Origin of the sequence: Bradyrhizobium betae (genome assembly GCF_004123905.1) — a bacterium.
Classification (GTDB): Bacteria; Pseudomonadota; Alphaproteobacteria; order Rhizobiales; family Xanthobacteraceae; genus Bradyrhizobium; species Bradyrhizobium betae_A.
This window is the reverse complement of the sequence record NZ_MZXW01000053.1, coordinates 189,544-205,642: the sequence shown is the minus strand read 5'-3', so window position 1 is coordinate 205,642 and position 16,099 is coordinate 189,544. Positions and strand designations below refer to the sequence as shown.

15 protein-coding genes are annotated in these 16,099 nt (G+C 65.1%); 5 read left to right on the top strand and 10 right to left on the bottom strand.

What is annotated here, in order from left to right; translation table 11 throughout:
* The first annotated feature begins 169 nt into the window (after positions 1 to 169).
* Positions 170 to 511 carry a hypothetical protein gene (locus B5V03_RS36075; RefSeq protein WP_129275144.1) on the top strand — a complete coding sequence of 114 codons (342 nt, stop codon included), beginning with the start codon at positions 170 to 172 and terminating at the stop codon, positions 509 to 511.
* 433 nt (positions 512 to 944) lie between these two features.
* Complete coding sequence (locus B5V03_RS36070) at positions 945 to 1,295, top strand: hypothetical protein (RefSeq protein ID WP_129275501.1); 351 nt, start codon at positions 945 to 947, stop codon at positions 1,293 to 1,295.
* Between the two features lie 102 nt (positions 1,296 to 1,397).
* Here the strand turns inward: B5V03_RS36070 and B5V03_RS36065 are convergent, their stop codons facing one another.
* The 4 genes from B5V03_RS36065 to B5V03_RS36050 form a co-directional block, all read right to left on the bottom strand.
* Positions 1,398 to 1,811 (bottom strand): VOC family protein, encoded by a 414-nt coding sequence (locus tag B5V03_RS36065; RefSeq protein WP_129275142.1) that lies wholly within the window; start codon positions 1,809 to 1,811, stop codon positions 1,398 to 1,400.
* A 49-nt stretch (positions 1,812 to 1,860) separates the two neighbouring features.
* Complete coding sequence (locus B5V03_RS36060; RefSeq protein ID WP_129275140.1) at positions 1,861 to 2,397, bottom strand: SRPBCC family protein; 537 nt, start codon at positions 2,395 to 2,397, stop codon at positions 1,861 to 1,863.
* A 192-nt stretch (positions 2,398 to 2,589) separates the two neighbouring features.
* Complete coding sequence (locus tag B5V03_RS36055; protein WP_129275138.1) at positions 2,590 to 3,885, bottom strand: RNA polymerase sigma factor; 1,296 nt, start codon at positions 3,883 to 3,885, stop codon at positions 2,590 to 2,592.
* Complete coding sequence (locus B5V03_RS36050; protein WP_129275136.1) at positions 3,882 to 4,250, bottom strand: YciI family protein; 369 nt, start codon at positions 4,248 to 4,250, stop codon at positions 3,882 to 3,884. The genes B5V03_RS36055 and B5V03_RS36050 overlap by 4 nt, the downstream gene beginning before the upstream one ends.
* A gap of 144 nt (positions 4,251 to 4,394) precedes the next feature.
* Here B5V03_RS36050 and B5V03_RS36045 point away from each other — a divergent pair, with 144 nt between their 5' ends.
* Positions 4,395 to 5,360, top strand: a complete 966-nt coding sequence (locus B5V03_RS36045) for a 2-hydroxyacid dehydrogenase (RefSeq protein ID WP_129275134.1) — start codon at positions 4,395 to 4,397, stop codon at positions 5,358 to 5,360.
* 99 nt (positions 5,361 to 5,459) lie between these two features.
* Positions 5,460 to 7,427: a methyl-accepting chemotaxis protein gene (locus B5V03_RS36040; protein ID WP_164988515.1), complete on the top strand. Its 1,968-nt coding sequence runs from the start codon at positions 5,460 to 5,462 to the stop codon at positions 7,425 to 7,427.
* A gap of 174 nt (positions 7,428 to 7,601) precedes the next feature.
* On the opposite strand, the gene B5V03_RS36035 is transcribed toward B5V03_RS36040, so the two are convergent.
* A complete protein-coding gene (locus tag B5V03_RS36035) occupies positions 7,602 to 8,264 on the bottom strand; it encodes a TetR/AcrR family transcriptional regulator (protein WP_129275132.1) in 663 nt (220 codons plus the stop codon).
* A gap of 106 nt (positions 8,265 to 8,370) precedes the next feature.
* On the opposite strand from B5V03_RS36035, the gene B5V03_RS36030 reads away from it, so the two are divergent.
* Complete coding sequence (locus B5V03_RS36030; protein ID WP_129275130.1) at positions 8,371 to 9,015, top strand: glutathione binding-like protein; 645 nt, start codon at positions 8,371 to 8,373, stop codon at positions 9,013 to 9,015.
* 53 nt (positions 9,016 to 9,068) lie between these two features.
* Here the strand turns inward: B5V03_RS36030 and B5V03_RS36025 are convergent, their stop codons facing one another.
* The 5 genes from B5V03_RS36025 to B5V03_RS36005 form a co-directional block, all read right to left on the bottom strand.
* On the bottom strand, positions 9,069 to 10,727 hold the full coding sequence (locus B5V03_RS36025) for a hydantoinase B/oxoprolinase family protein (protein ID WP_129275129.1): 1,659 nt from the start codon (positions 10,725 to 10,727) through the stop codon (positions 9,069 to 9,071).
* Between the two features lie 2 nt (positions 10,728 to 10,729).
* Positions 10,730 to 12,814 carry a hydantoinase/oxoprolinase family protein gene (locus tag B5V03_RS36020; RefSeq protein ID WP_129275127.1) on the bottom strand — a complete coding sequence of 695 codons (2,085 nt, stop codon included), beginning with the start codon at positions 12,812 to 12,814 and terminating at the stop codon, positions 10,730 to 10,732.
* Between the two features lie 140 nt (positions 12,815 to 12,954).
* The gene (locus B5V03_RS36015) at positions 12,955 to 13,776 is read right to left on the bottom strand and encodes an NAD-dependent protein deacetylase (RefSeq protein WP_129275500.1); all 822 of its coding nucleotides are present in this window, start codon (positions 13,774 to 13,776) and stop codon (positions 12,955 to 12,957) included.
* Positions 13,777 to 13,862: 86 nt separating this feature from the next.
* The gene (locus B5V03_RS36010) at positions 13,863 to 14,699 is read right to left on the bottom strand and encodes an SDR family oxidoreductase (protein WP_129275125.1); all 837 of its coding nucleotides are present in this window, start codon (positions 14,697 to 14,699) and stop codon (positions 13,863 to 13,865) included.
* Between the two features lie 73 nt (positions 14,700 to 14,772).
* Positions 14,773 to 16,092 (bottom strand): solute carrier family 23 protein, encoded by a 1,320-nt coding sequence (locus B5V03_RS36005; RefSeq protein WP_129275124.1) that lies wholly within the window; start codon positions 16,090 to 16,092, stop codon positions 14,773 to 14,775.
* Between the last annotated feature and the right edge of the window lie 7 nt (positions 16,093 to 16,099).

Sequence of the window (16,099 nt, the reverse complement as noted above, 5' to 3'; positions counted from 1 at the left end):
TCGCTCAACCGCTTTGCAATGCCTGCACAATTTACGCGGTTTTCAGCTTTTCCCTGCAGTCTATGATGGTGGTGGCCGGACTGAGGCTGCGTCACAAACTCAGCAATGGTCACGGACTAGGATGGACTCACTTTTTCAGGATTACTCATTTTCAAACGGGGCGCTCGCCATGCAGCCCATCGATTTTCGCTACCGCCTGTCGGACCAGGGACGGATCGTCCTCGGTCCGCTCAGCTCCGAGGAAACCGTCGAGTTCGAGTTATTGTCGCAGCGCGACCGCGAGGGCCTGATGGACCTGCCGTCCGAGCTGCGGCTGCTCGAGCTCTATGTGAAGTATGTCGGTTCCAGCGCCGAGGCTCCGCTTGCGCCGTCCAGGCCTGCCCGCGGCGTCGAGCCGGCGCGACCGAGGAGACCGCGGCCACCGCGAACCGCGCGGGCGAGCAACTACATCGTTTCGATGATCGTGATCGCGAGCGTCAGCTTCACGCTCATCGCGTTGCTCGTGAGCTAGCAGGCAAACAAAGCGCGCCGGCGAAATTGCGCCGGTCATGCGCTTCAATGGTTCTAGTAGAACCTCTGGATCATCTGCGCCAATTCCATGCTCGCGCAGATGAGCATACCCCAAAGTGCAAAGTTGATCTGTAGCGCCGCTGCCATCGGCCGCTCCCCTTCCAAGTCACGCCCACCCCAGTGTGTAGAATTTATGAACGAATGATTAGCGATTCTGGCGCGCTGTTCACAGCCTAATATTGCGCCAGTTGTTGTGCGATGCGATCCGTACCTTTTCACGAAGAGGCCTCACTGCTCTCGCAATGTCACGCCAGAGTATGATTCCATATTCGGCCATGCCGGCCACGTCGTTTCCCTTAAGTTCCATTTCACCGGCGCGATGCAAGGCTTCCCACGCGGATTTTGCGTGTCGCGTACCGCACCTGGGATCCGGCATCATGCGACACAGCCTCGTCTTGCTCACTTTTTGCGCAGCGCTCATGGGATGCGCGGGCGCGCCGGCGCAGGAGCGTCGTCCGATCGCATGGGACGGCCTGGGCCAGAATCCGAACCGGCCTGCTGTCACAAAGCGGCGCGTGACCAGTCCGGCACCTGCAGTGAGCGATCCCAATCAGGAGCGGGACAGAGTGCTCGCCACCTTGCGCCCCTACTCCGAGGCGTGGTGGGCGGTCCACGACGAGATCGAAGCCGAGAACGACAGGCAGCTCGGCACGAAGCTCGTGATCTGCCCACGCTGCGTTCAGGCGCCCCCACCGAGCGAAGACGTGACCGGATCAATCCGTTAAGCGAGCAACCGGCCGATCCGGCCATGATGTGACGATACGATGCCTGTCCCGCTTCCCGTCTCAACGGAAAGCGGGACACAGCGCATCAGGCGACCTCGCCCGTCACATTCCCTCCGCCGGGCAGTTCACCATCCAGGGAATGCCGAACTTGTCGACGCACATGCCGAAGCCCTTGGCCCAGAAGGTCTTGCTGAAGGGCATGGTGACGGTGCCGCCGTCGGCAAGCGCGTTGAACTTGCGTTCGCCGTCCGCGGGGTCCGCGACCGTGATCGAGACCGCAAAGCCCTGCGGCTTGTTAAAGTGCTCACCCGGTACGTCCGAGGCCATCAGCACGGTGCCGTCAGGCAGCGACATTCGTGCGTGCATGATCGTCTTCTCGCGACCGGGCGCGGCCGGCACGTCCGGCGGCGCGTCCGATGACCGCATCATCGCGTCGATCTTGCCGCCGAGAGTCTTGGCGTAGAAATTGAACGCCGCTTCGCAGGTGTCCTGATAGAACAGATAGGGATTGAGCATTGCTTCTCTCCTTTGGTTTGCTTTTTGGTTTCCTTGCGCCACCGGGGCGTTACTTCTCGGTGAGCTTCTTCAGGCTGACGAGGCCGGCCTCAAAATCCTTGCCGATCATGGTGTCCATGTTGACGAAGACCTGCATGACCTTGGACATGAACGGGGCTGGACCGTACATCGCCCATGTCACCAGTGTGGCATCGCCTTGCGGCACAAAGGTGAACTCGGCGGTGTTGTGGCCCTCGAACGGCCGCTCGAAATCGAGCTTGATGCGCAGTTTTGACGACGCATTCGCCTCGAGGATCTCCATGCGGCCGGCGCCGACATTATTATTGCCGTCCCAGGCATAGGTCGCGCCCTTGCCTGCCGCGGCTCCGCCAAAGGTCCGCTTCATCGCGGGATCGCGGTTCTCATAAGGCGACCAGTTGGTCCAGAAGTGGAAATCGGAAACGAGCGGATAGATCGCATTGGCGGGCGCCTTCAGCGCCAGCGAGCGCTCGACGCGGAACGTGTCGGGTTTTGTCAATGCAAAGACGAGGATGCCCGCGATTCCGACCGCGAGCACGATGGCGATGATGGCAATGGCTTTCAGCATAAGGAACTCCTCGGATACGGAGTTAAGACGAAGGAGAAAGGGCGGGGCCGACAATCGTGGAGTGAATTTCCTGGCAAACTGCCCACTCCCCGTCATGGCCGGGCTTGTCCCGGCCATCCAAGCCTTGAACGCCAAGAAAAAACGTGGATGCCCGGGACAATCCCGGGCATGACGGCGGGGATAGAGTTGGGCCTATTTCGCCTTCGCGCCCTGCCGGGCGCCGCCACCCTTCGGCTGGTTGTCCCGGATCAGCCGATCGATATGCATGCGGATGTGGGCGGCTTCGGCCGAGGTGTTGGCGAGCGCGATGGCGCGGTCGAAGGCGATGCGGGCTTCGTCGTTGCGGCCGAGCTGCATCAGGAAGGCGCCGCGCACGCCGTAGAAATGGAAATAGTTGGCGAGTTTTGGCGCCAGCGGCTCGATCAAATCGAGCGCGGCCTGCGGCCCCCGCACCTTGGACACCGCGACCGCGCGGTTGAGCGTCACCACCGGCGAGGGCTGCGCCAGCTCCAGCGCGCCGTAGAGCAGGTCGATCTGGGCCCAGTCGGTCTCCTCCGGCGTCGCGGCGCGCGCATGTAGCGCTGCGATCGCCGCCTGGATCTGATAGGGACCGCTGCGGCGATGGCGCATCGCCTTGTCGATCAGCGCCAGGCCTTCCGCGATCATGGTGCCGTTCCACAGTGAACGGTCCTGGTCGTCCAGCAGGATCAGCGAGCCGTCCGCGGCAAAGCGTGCGGCGCTGCGTGCATGCTGCAACAGGATCAACGCCGTCAATCCCATGATCTCCGGCTCGCTCTGGAACAGCCGCAGCAGCAACCGTGCCAGCCGGATCGCCTCCTCGCACAGCGGCTTGCGCAACTCGGCCGTGTCGCCGCTGGCCGAATAGCCCTCGTTGAAGATCAGGTAGATCATGGCCGCAACACCGACAAGCCGCTCCGAGCGTTCGATTGCACCGGGCGTTTCGAACGGCGTTCCGGCCTCGGCAACCTTCGCCTTGGCGCGGGTGATGCGCTGCTCCATCGCGGCTTCCGAGACCAGGAATGCGCGCGCGATCTGCTTCACGGTGAGACCGGAGACAATGCGCAGCGCGAGCGCGATCTGCTGGGTAGCCGGCAGCTGCGGGTGGCAGCAGATAAACATCAGCCGCAAAATGTCGTCGCGATAATGCGAGCCGTCGAGCCGCTCGGCGAGCGCGCCTTCGGCGTCGTCGAGATCGGAGACCGCCTGGTCGTCCTCCGGCAGCGGCTGCAGCTTGCGGGTGCGGCGCACCTCGTCGATCGCTACGTTGCGGCCGACCATGATCAGCCAGGCCGCGGGATCGCGCGGTGGTCCGTTCTGTGGCCAGGTTTTCAGCGCGCGCAGGCAGGCGTTCTGAAAGGCCTCTTCGGCGGTATCGAGATCGCGGAAATAGCGCAGCAGCGCGCCCACCGCCTGCGGACGCGCCGATGTCAGCGCGGTCTCGATCCAGGCGGTATCGGTGTCGCTCACGCCGAAATTCCTCCGGGCCTGAACACGCCCACGGGCCGCACTTCATAGGCCCCGCCGGGATTGGCCGCGCCGAGGTCGCGGGCAACGTCGAGTGCCTCGTCGAGATTCTTGCAATCCACGATATAGAAGCCGAGCAACTGCTCCTTGGTCTCGGCATAGGGGCCGTCGAGCACCAGCGGCGGATCCTCTTTGCGCAGCGTCGCCGCCGCGGTGGTCGGCAGCAGCCGCGCCACCGGGCCGAGCCGGCCCTGCTGTGTGAGCTTCTCCTGCACCACGGCGAGCTTCTTCATCACGGCCTCGTCCTGGTCCTTGCTCCAGGAGCCGACGAAGTCCTCGTCGTGATAGCAGAGGATCGCATAAAGCATGGGCAGCACCTTCCCTGAACGCTTGTTTTAAAGACGATCCACTATGCCCCGCCCCGACAGGGCTGCGGAAAAAAATTGCAAGAAAAATCCAGCAGATCGTGCCAAGGAGGGCCAGCAAAAGCGGAACCTTATGAGGCACTTCGAATGACCGTGGGCACACTGGCCGTCCTGATCAACAGCACGCAGCAGAACTGGCTGCCGGAGCGCTGGAAGGCCCGATTCGAGGCGGTCTGCGGCGGCCGCCGCGTGGTGCTGCTGCCCAATTCCGCACTCGATCCGGCCGAGGTGCATTATGCGGCGGTGTGGAAGCCGGTGCCGGGCGATCTCAAGGCGTTTCCGAACCTGCGCGCCATCTTCAACCTGGGCGCCGGCGTCGACGCGCTGATGGCCGACAAGAGCCTGCCCGACGTGCCGCTGGTCCGCGTCGCCGTGCCTGACCTCACCAACCGCATGACCGAATATGTCGTGCTGCATGTGCTGATGCACCACCGCCAGGAGCTGTACCTGCGGGACTCGCAGCGCACCAAGCGCTGGGAGCCGAAATATCAGTGGCCCGCGAGCGCGGTGACGGTCGGCGTCATGGGGCTCGGCACGCTCGGCGCGGACGCGGCCGACGTGCTGCGGCGGCTCGGTTTCCGCGTCACCGGCTGGAGCCGCAGCCCGCGCACCATCGAGGGCGTCGAATGTTTCCACGGCACCGCCGGAATGGATGCCTTCCTGCGCACGACCGACATCCTGGTCAGCCTGTTGCCGCTGACGCCCGACACACATGGCATCCTCAACCGCGACGTCTTCACCAAGCTCAACCGCAAGAGCCCGCTCGGCGCGCCGGTCATGATCAACGCCGGCCGCGGCGGTTTGCAGAATGAAGCCGATATTCTCGCCTGTCTCGACGACGGCACGCTGGGCGCCGTCTCGCTCGACGTCTTCGTGCAGGAGCCGCAGCCGAAGGACAGCCGGTTCTGGACCCATCCCAAGGTGCTGCTGACGCCGCACAACGCCGCCGACACCGACGCGGACGCGATCTCGGCCTATGTGGCCGAGCAGATCGCACGGTTCGAGGCCGGCGGGGCGCTGGAGAACGTGGTGGACCGGGGCCGGGGGTATTAGGGCGCTTCGGCGTCCTACCCTCGGTGTCGTCCCCGTTCACCCTCTCTTAGCGAGAAGTTGATAGTCGTTCTTAACCAGCGGTGAAAGAACGAGCAGGACATGCGGGCGAGCCTCGGCCTCAGGATGCGGATCACGGTTGCGCTGGCGGTGACCGCGGCGGCGACCGCCCTGTTCGCGGTGCTGGGGGCGATGTGGATCATCGCTGGGATCATCGACCGCGCCGACCAGCGCGAGCTGCGCAGCCATTACGATGCGCTTCAGTCGCGCCTCACCGAGGAGTCCCGCCGCGCCGCCGCGATGAGCGCGGTGGTGTCGGCCATGCCGGCGACGCAGGAGGCGATGGCGAAGCAGGACCGCGAGGCGCTGGTGCGCCTGTTCGGGCCGGTGTTCGCCGCCATCAAGTCCGATTACGGCGTCGACCAGTTCCAGTTCCATGTGCCGCCGGCGACTTCGTTCCTGCGCGTGCACCAGCCGGCCAAATTCGGTGACGACCTCTCCGGCTTCCGCAAGACCGTGGTCGTCGCCAACCAGGACCGCAAGGTGGTGGTCGGCCTCGAGGGCGGCGTCGCCGGGCTCGGCATCCGCGGCGTGGTGCCGATCGCGCAAGGCGGCACACATCTCGGCTCGGTGGAATTCGGCCTGACCTTCGGCCAGTCCTTCCTCGACGACTTCAAGTCGAACCGTCATGTCGACGTTGCCTTCCATCTCGCCGACGGCTCGGGCTTCAAGCTGTTCGGCGGCACGCTGAAGGGCAAGAGCTTCTTCGATGCGGCCGATTACGGCCGCGCCGCCGGCGGCGACTTCACGGTGCGGCAGGCGAAGCTCGACACTACTCCGGTCGCCGCCCTGCTCGGGCCGATCAGGGATTTTTCCGGCAAGCCGCTCGGCGCCGTCGAGCTGGTGATGGACAACGCCGATTACGAAGCTTCCGCCGACCGTGCCTGGATGCTGGCGATCGGCATTGCCGCGCTCGGGCTCGTGCTGGCGGGCATCGTCGGCTATCTCATCGCCCGCAGCATCTCGCGGCCGATCCTGTCGATCACGAATGTCATGCGCGAACTCGCGGACGGACGTCTCGACGTCGCCGTTCCGGTTCATAAGGCGAATGACGAAGTCGGCGCCATGGTGAAGGCGGTCGCAGTGTTCCGCGACAATGCCGTCAACTTCAGCAGGCTTCAGGCCGATCAGCTCGAGGCCAAGGCGCAGTCCGAAGCGGAGAAGCGGCGCACCTTTGCAGCCCTTGCCGACAATTTCGAAGCCAGCATCCGCGACGTCGTCACCACGGTGTCCGCGGCCGCGGTCGAGATGGAGCACACGGCGCGCTCGATGTCCGACATCGTCGAGCAGTCGCGCCAGCAGACCCGCACGGTGTCGTCGGCCTCGGCGCTCGCCTCGGAGAACGTGCAGACGGTCGCCGCTGCCGCCGAAGAATTGTCCTCGTCGATGACCGAGATCAGCCGGCGGCTCGCGCATGCGACCGAAGTGGTCGGCAAGGCCGCGAGCGACGGGCGGGCGTCGAATGCACGCGTGCAGAGCCTGGCGGATGCCGCGCAAAAGATCGGCGACGTCGTCTCCTTCATCAACGGCATTGCGGGGCAGACCAACCTTCTCGCGCTGAATGCGACGATCGAGGCGGCGCGCGCGGGCGAAGCCGGCCGCGGCTTTGCCGTGGTCGCCTCGGAGGTGAAGGCGCTGGCGACGCAGACCGCGAAGGCGACGGAGGAAATCGGCGCCCAGGTCACGGCCGTTCAGGGCGAGACATCAGGCGCCGTCGACGGCATCCAGTCGATCTGCGCGACGATCCAGCAGGTCGACGAGATCTCGGCCGCGATTGCGGCAGCCGTCGGCCAGCAGGGCACGGCGACGCAGGAGATCGCGCAGAACGTCCAGCAGGCCGCCGCCCGCACCGGCGAGGTCTCGCAAAACATCGCGGGCGTCACCGACGGCATCGCCGCGACCGGCACGGCGGCAGAGGAAGTGCTGGGCTCGGCGATCGAGCTGTCGAAGCAGTCGCAGCGGCTGCGGGACGAGGTCGATCGCTTCCTGGCGCAGATTCGCGCGGCGTAGTGAGGCACGGGATCGCGCGGCACCACGGATGTCGTCCCCGCGAACGCGGGGACCCATAACCACAGGACGCAGTGTGGCGCGAAGCAGATAACTCCGAGTCTTCGCCAAACCACTCCCTGTGGCTATGGGTCCCGGATCGGCGCGCGCTTGAGGCGCGCTTGTCCGGGACGACAGCTACCCCTTAGCGCCCACCATCACATCAATCGCGCCCGTCACGATCGCCTCCAGATCTTTGCGCGACACGCGGGCACGGGAGCGGATGGCGATTGAGTGCACCGTTGCTGACGCGAGTTGCGCCAGCACGGCGGGATCTGCGCTCTCCGGCAACTCGCCCTTCTCCTTGGCCTTGCGAAAGCAACTTGCAAAGGCCTTGTCGAGTTCAGACAAGCCGTCGAGCACCATGGCGCGAATATCCGGATCGCTCACCGCCTCGGACGCCGCAGTGACCACCGTGAAGCAGCCGCGCGGGCCGGTCTCGCCGGACAGATAGATGTTCAGCGCGGAGGCGAAGATGCGCTCCAGCCGCTGGCGCACCGGCATCTCCTCACGAAAAATCTCCACCATCGATGCGCGGGCGTCCTCGCGGTAGCGCTGGTAGCTCTTGATGTAGAGCTCGCGCTTGTCGCCGAAGGCGCCGTAGAGGCTCGGTCGGTTCATCCCGGTGGCTTCGCTGAGATCGTCGAGCGAGGTCGCGGCAAAGCCCTGCCGGCGGAACAGGTCGAGCGCCTTGCCGAGCGCGACCTCGGGCTCGTAGGCGCGCGGACGGCCGCGGCGCTTGGGTTGGCCGCGGCGCTCGGGCTCATTGGCGGCAGCTGGCGGTTTCGATTTTTGTACCATTTCGCAAATTAATCCTTGACCTCCCCTATATTATGCAAGATGGTACAAAAATCAATCTGGCCAGGTTGAGCGACACCCAAAGAGGATTTGCCCAAGGAGGCCCAAGATGGATCTTTATTTCTCGCCGCTCGCGTGTTCGATGGCGACGCGCGTCGCACTCTATGAAGCCGGCGCGGAAGCGAATTATCTCGAAGTCGATTCTCCGACCAAGACGGTGCTGAAGGACGGCTCCGACTTCCGCACCGTGAACCCGATCGGCCTGGTGCCGACGCTGCGCACCGACGAGGGCGTGGTGCTGACGGAGAACGCCGCGATCCTGCAATATGTCGCCGATCGTTTTCCGCAATCCGGCCTCGGCACCGGACCCGGCATCGACCGCACGCGGCTGCATCAATGGCTCTGCTTCATCGGCACCGAGCTGCACAAGGGGCTGTTCATCCCCGTGCTCGACCGCAAGGCGCCGCAGGAAACCAAGGCCTATGCACTGGAGAAGAACCTGTCGCGGCTCGACTATGTCGAAAACCACCTGAAGGGGCGCGACTTCCTGCTCGACCATTTCAGCGTGGCCGATGCCTATCTCGTCACGGTCATCAACTGGACCATGGCGACGCCGCCGATCGAGCTCGCGAAATGGCCGAACCTGAAGGCGTATTACGAGCGCCTGCGCCAGCGTCCGTCGATCGCCAAGGCGATCGCGGAGGAGTTCGAGCTGTACAAGGCCGAGCAGGCGCGGCGGAAGGCGGCGGCGTAAGCTCGTACAATCAAGGCATCGTCCCGGCCGACAGGGCCGGGACGATCTTTTTATCACCGCGCGTAGCCGTAAACCGCGGCCGCGTTGTCCGACGAGACAAGCCCGCTCTCGACGTCGTCCTTGACCGCTGTGCGCGCTCTCTCGGAGGGCGCGCCGATGCCGGCGCCGCCCGGTGTCATCACCACCAGCCGGTCATCCGGCGGAATGGTCTGAAAACCCTTGCCGCGCATCTTCTGACCGGACTTCAGCCCGACATAGCCGGCCTCGCCGTTCTGGCCACCATCGCGGCCGCGCGGCGGATGATCGATGCGATCGAACGCCGCCAGGATGTCGAACGGCGCGTCGATGCCCGTGCCGACCTCGATGATCTGGCCGAGACCGCCGCGGGTGCGCCCTGCCCCGCCGGAATCCGGACGCAGCTCCTTGCGCCAGAAGATCAACGGCGTCTGCGTCTCCGCGATCTCGACCGGCGTGCCACGCACGCCGCTGGGATAGGCGGTCGCCGACAAGCCGTCCTTGCCGAAGCGCGCGCCGGTGCCGCCATTGCTGGTGACTGTCATCGAGAACCCGTAATTGCCGCCGACGCCGCTGCGCGTCTGTCCGCGCACGTTGAGATTCCACAGGCACGAGGTGCCCTCCGCGGGCACGCGCTCCGGAATGATCTGGCGCAAACAGCCGAACACGACGTCGGGCAGCATCTGGCCGATGATGTGGCGCGAGGCCACCGGCGCCGGCTTCGGCGCATTGAGGATGGCACCCGCCGGCGCCGACACCGTCAGCGGCGAGAGCGAGCCGGCATTGTTCGGGATCTGCGAGGCGACGACGCAGCCGAGACCGAACACGGTGTAGGCCGTGGTGTAGGACACCGGCACGTTGATGCCGAATTTCGACGCGGCCGAGGTGCCGTCGAAATCGACGTGGATGCCGGCATCCGAGATCGTCAGCGTCGCCGCGAGCGTCACTGGGGCATCGTAGCCGTCGACCACCATGGTGTTGCGCCAGCTTCCCTTCGGCAATTTTGCGATCTCGGCCAGCACGGCCTCGCGCGAGCGGTCGCAGATGTAGTCGCCGAGCTCATCGAGGGTGTCGATCTCGAACTCGGTCATCATCTCGACCAGCCGCTCGCAACCGACGTCGTTGCAGCCCGCGAGCGAATAGGTGTCGCCCTCGGTATCGATCGGCAGCCGCGTGTTGGTGCGGATCATCGCCATCAGCGTCTCGTTGACGACGCCCTGGTCGATCAGCTTCAGCATGGGGATGTAGAGCCCCTCCATGAACACGTCGGTGGCATCGGGCCCGAAGCCGATGCCGCCGATGTCCATGAGATGGCTGGTGCAGGAGAACAGCGCGACGACTTTGCCGTCCTTGAAGCAGGGCGTGGTGACGACGAAGTCGTTGAGATGGCCGGTGCCCATCCAGGGATCGTTGGTGATGTAGGCGTCACCCTGCTTCATCGTCTCCAGCGGGAAGTGGTTGATGAAGTGCTTGACCGATTCCGCCATCGAGTTGACGTGACCGGGCGTGCCGGTCACCGCCTGTGCCAGCATGCGCCCCTTCAGATCGAACACGCCGGCCGAGAGGTCGCCGCATTCGCGCACGATCGGGCTGAAGGCGGTGCGCAGCAGCACCTGCGCCTGCTCCTCGACCACGGCGATCAGCCGGTGCCACATGATCTGGAGGTCGATCAAGCTCGCGCCGTTTGCCTTGCTCATGATCAGGCCGCCTTTCGTTCCATGACGATGCTGCCCGCACCGTCGATATGGGCATCAAAACTGTTGGAGACGAAGGTCGAGGTCTCGTCCTCGGCGATCACCGCCGGACCCGCAATGGTCGCGCCCGGCGCCATGTCTTCGCGGCGATAGAGCGGGATCTCGATCACCTCGCCCGCACGGCCGTCGAAGAATTTGCGGCTGCCGGAGGCCTTGGCCGCAGGCTTGCGCGTCACCGCCGCGACCGTGGGTGGATTGCGCGCCTCGGTGGTGGCCAGCACCGACCAGCTCAACACCTCGATCGCCGCACCCGGGATCGAGCGCTCGAACAGCGCGGAATAATCCGCCTCGAATTTTTGGCGCAGGCCGGCGAGATCGGACGATGTCAGTGGCCGGTTCGGCAGCTCGATAGTGATCTCGTGGCCCTGGCCGACATAGCGCATAAAGGCGGCGCGGCGCTCGCGCACCGGCGCACCGGCCGCACCAGGCTCCACCAGCGCGCGCGCTTCGGTCGCCATCTCCTGCAAGAGATCGGAGACGACCTTGGTGTCGAAATCGTCGAGCCGGACGTGACGGCTGCGCACCAGCTCATAGGCAATGGGCGCGGCCAAAAATCCGACCGCCGAGCCGACGCCGGCGTTCGACGGCACGATCACCCGGGAGACACCGATCTTCTCGGCAACGCGCGCCGCATGCAGCGGAGCTGCGCCGCCGAAGGCGATCAGCGTGTGCTGGCCGACAATCTCGCCGCGCTCGACCGCATGCACGCGCGCCGCACTCGCCATGTTCTCACAGACGACCTCGTGCACCGCATAGGCTGCGGTTTCCGCCGACAGGCCCAGCGGCTCGCCGACACTGCGGAGCAGCGCCTGCTTCGACAGTTCGGGATCAAGCTTGATCGTGCCACCCGCAAAGGCGTCGGGATCAATCATGCCGAGCGCGACGTCCGCATCCGTCACAGCCGGGCGCAGGCCACCGCGGCCGTAGCAGGCCGGCCCCGGCTCCGACGAGGCGCTCTCGGGGCCGACGGTGACGCGCTTCATCGCATCGACATGCGCGATCGAGCCGCCACCGGCGCCGATTTCGACCATCTCGATCACGGGGATCCGCACCGGCAGGCCGGAGCCCTTGAGGAAGCGCGCGGCGCGATCGACCTCGAACACGCGCGAGGTCTCGGGCTGATATTTTTCGATCAGGCAGATTTTTGCAGTGGTGCCGCCCATGTCGAAGGACAGCACCTTGGTTTCGCCAAGACGCGCAGCGATCTGCGCCGAGAAGATCGCGCCACCGGCGGGACCGGACTCGACGAGACGCACCGGGAAACGCCGCGCCGTCTCGATCGAGGTGACGCCGCCGCCGGAGGTGACGAGGTAGATCGCGCCGCGGTACTGCTCGACCTGCAAGGCATCCGCCATGCGGGCGAGATAGCCGTCGATCAGGGGTTGCACATAGGCGTTCGCAACCGCTGTAGAGGTGCGCTCGTATTCGCGGATCTCCGGGCACACGGCCGATGACACCGTCACCGAGATGCCGGGCATCTCCTCGGCGAGGATCGCACCCGCGCGGCGCTCGTGGTCGGGATTGGCGTAGGAATGCAGGAAAGCGATCGCGACGCTCTCGACGCCGAGCTCGCGCAATTTCGGCACGAGCGCGCGCACTGACGCTTCGTCCAGCGGGAGGCGGACGGCGCCATGGGCGTCGATGCGCTCGGGCACGGTGAAGCGCAGATTGCGCGGCGCCAGCGGCTTCGGCTTGTCGATGCTGAGATCGTACTGGTCGTAACGGCTCTCGGTGCCGATATCGAGCACGTCGCGAAAGCCCTCGGTCGCAATCAGCGCCGTCTTGGCACCGCGGCGCTCGATGATGGCGTTGGTCGCAAGCGTCGTGCCGTGAATGAAGACGTCGATATCGCTGATATGCGCCTGCGCATCGGTGAGAATGAGACGCATCCCGTCCAGCACCGCCTGCTCGGGCCGCTGCGGCGTCGTCAGCACTTTTCGCGTTTTGCGCACCTCGCCCACATCAAGCACGATGTCGGTGAACGTGCCGCCGATATCAACGGCAAGCCGTACCTCGGCTCCCTCAAGCATTCCAAAACTCTCCGTGCTGATCGTCAAACTGGGGTCGAAACCGCAGCAATTTTCATACCAGCGATGGCGCAAATGGTGAAGCCATCCACCCCGTTTGCGTGGCACCTATGCGACAGGAGAGTGCTCGAGAAGCCCGCAGATCAGAGCAGGAATGCCAGCGCCGCCTCGCAGCGCTCCTCGACCTTGAGCGTCAGGAGATCGTCGGCGCGGGTACGTCCGAGATTGACCGCGGCGATCGGGATCTGCCGGTTCGCGGCGGCCTGCACGAAGCGGAATCCGGAATAGACCATCAGCGACGAGCCGACGATCAGCATGGCGTCGGCCTGCGCCAGATGATCCTGCGCGGTGGCGACGATTTCACGCGGCACGTTCTCGCCGAAGAACACGACGTCGGGCTTGAGGATGCCGCCGCAGGCTTCGCAAGGAGGCACCTTGAACGACGAAAACTCTGCGTGCTCCAGATCAGCGTCGCCGTCGGGCGCATCCGCGGCATCGAGCGTCAGCCATTCCGCATTGGCGCGGCCGAGACGATTCTGGAATTCGCTCCGCGGCGTCTTCGCTCCGCAGCCCATGCAGCGGACCAGGTCCAGCCGGCCATGCAAATCGATCACCTGCCGGTGGCCGGCGGATTGGTGCAGCCGGTCGACATTCTGGGTCAGCAGCATCTCGCAGCGCCCGCCCGCCTCAAGCCGGGCCAGCGCATGATGCGCATCGTTCGGCCGCGCCTGGCCGAACCGCCGCCAGCCGATCAGGCTGCGTGCCCAATAGCGCTGGCGCGTGTGTTCTTCCGACATGAAGGCCTGGAAATTGACCGGCTGGGTCCGCTTCCAATTGCCGTGGCTGTCGCGGTAATCGGGAATGCCCGAATTGGTGCTGCAACCGGCGCCGGTCAGCACGAACAGTTTTTCGTGCCGGCCGACGAAGTCTTCGAGCGGAGAATTTGCCAACGGAGGGTTTGTCATGGCGCAGATGTAGTTCGCGCCGGCCGGTTTTGCCAGATGTCCGCCGCCGCAACGATAGCAGCCGCCCTCAGTCGAGTTGATCAACTCTAGCTCGCCCAATTCTCCCGAAATTCGGGAAACAGCGTCAGGCCTCCACAGGCGTAGATGGTCTGCCCGGTGATGTAGCTTGCCTCGTCCGAGGCGAGGAAGGCGAACACGGCGGCGATCTCTTCCGGCGTGCCGACGCGGCCGAGCGGAATATGGCCGGTCACGACGCCGCGCTTTTCCGGGTCGCCGGTCCAGGCCGCGTTGATCGGCGTGTCGATCGCGCCGGGGCCGACCGCGTTGACGCGAATGCCGCGGCCGGCGAATTCGAGCGCCAGCGTGCGCGTCAGATTGGCCATACCGCCCTTGCTGATCGAATAAGCGAGATAGCCCGGCTTCGGAACGATCTGGTGGACGCTCGAGCAATTGATGATGGAGCCTCCTGCCCCACGCGCGACGAAATGCGCGAGCGCCTTTTGCGCACAGAGCACGGCGCCGTTGAGATTGACGTCGATGATGCGGCGGTAGGTTTCGATATCGAGCGCTTCGCTCGGCGATTCCCGCTGGAAGCCGGCATTGTTGACGAGACAGTCGAGGCGCTTCCAGCGCGCCAAAATTGTCTCGAACATCCCGGCGACCTCCTGCTCGTTGCTGACGTCCGCCTTGACGATGACATGTTCGAGCTTGCCGTGGCCGCGATCGCCCGATGCGGTCCGTGCAAGCGCGAGCGTCTCCTCTGCTCCCTCAGGATGACCGAAATAGTTGATGGCGACGGTCGCGCCCTCCTGCGCGAGCCGGATGGCGACGGCACGGCCGATGCCTTGCGAGGCGCCGGTCACCAGTGCGTACTGGCCGACGAGGCGGGAGGCAAACGGGGTCGAACGATCAGTCTGGGGCATGAGCTTTCTCCGGAATACCTCATCATGGCTGGAACCGGGATTTGGTTCCATCCCGCCAGCGCATCGCTGGGATTCACTCCGCGCCGCGCGCGAGCGGCGAGCTCAGGATCTGGTACAGGATGATGGCGCCAAACGTTGCGGTGCCGATCCCGCCGATCGTGAACGCGCCGAACTTGAGCGTGAGATCGCCCGCGCCCGCGGTCAGCGCCACGGCAACGGTGATCAGGTTCGCCGGGTTGGCAAAGTCGACCTTGTTCTCGACCCAGATCCGGCCGGCCATCGCGGCGATCAATCCGAACAGCACGATCGAGAGACCGCCGATGACGGGCCCCGGGATCGACAAAATGAGTGCGCCGAATTTCGGCGAAAAGCCGAGCAGGATCGATACCGTCGCCGCGAGCGCAAACAGCAACGTCGAATAGACCTTCGTCGCCGCCATGACGCCGATGTTTTCTGCGTAGGTCGTGACGCCGGTGCCGCCACCGCAGGCCGCCACGATGGTCGCAAGGCTGTCGGCGAACAGGGCACGGCCGAGATAGGCATCGAGGCTCCGGCCGGTCATGGCGCCGACCGCCTTGATGTGCCCGAGGTTCTCGGCGACGAGGATGACCGCAACCGGCGCGATCAGAAAGATCGCGTCGGCCTGGAAGGTCGGCGTGGTGAAGCTCGGCATGCCGAGCCACGGCGCCGACGAGAGTTGCGCGAAGTCGACCGGCTTGCCGAAGCCGAGGCCGTTGGCGAACAGCAAATACAAAAGATATCCGCCGATCGCGCCGAGGATGATCGGCAGGCGGCGCCAAAGGCCCGGAGCTGCAACGGCAACCACGCCGATGATCAGGACGGTCGCGAGCCCGATCCAGGTGTCGAATGCGTTGGCACTCACCGCCTTGACCGCAACGGGCGCAAGGTTGAGGCCGATCGCGGCGACCACTGCACCGGTGACGGCTGGCGGCATCAGGCGCTCGACCCAGCCAACCCCCGACCACATCACGATCAGCGCGATCAGGCCGTACAGCACCCCGGCTCCGACGATGCCGCCGAGCGCAACTGACAGGTTCGGGTTCGGCCCATGCCCGGCATAGCCGGTGGCCGCGAGAACGACGGCGATGAAGGCGAAGCTCGAGCCGAGATAGCTCGGCACGCGCCCCGCGACGATGACGAAGAAGATCAGCGTGCCGATGCCGGAGAACAGGACCGCAACATTGGGATCGAACCCCATCAGCAGCGGCGCGATGATCGTCGAGCCCGACATGGCGACGCAATGCTGGAGACTGGAGACGATGGTCTGGCCCCATGACATCCGCTCCTCGGGCATAATCACGCCGGAGGTCTTGAGCTTCCAGCGCGGAAAATAGCTTTGTGCTTGCTCGTCCGAGCCTGTTGCGATCGTCATGTTCCCC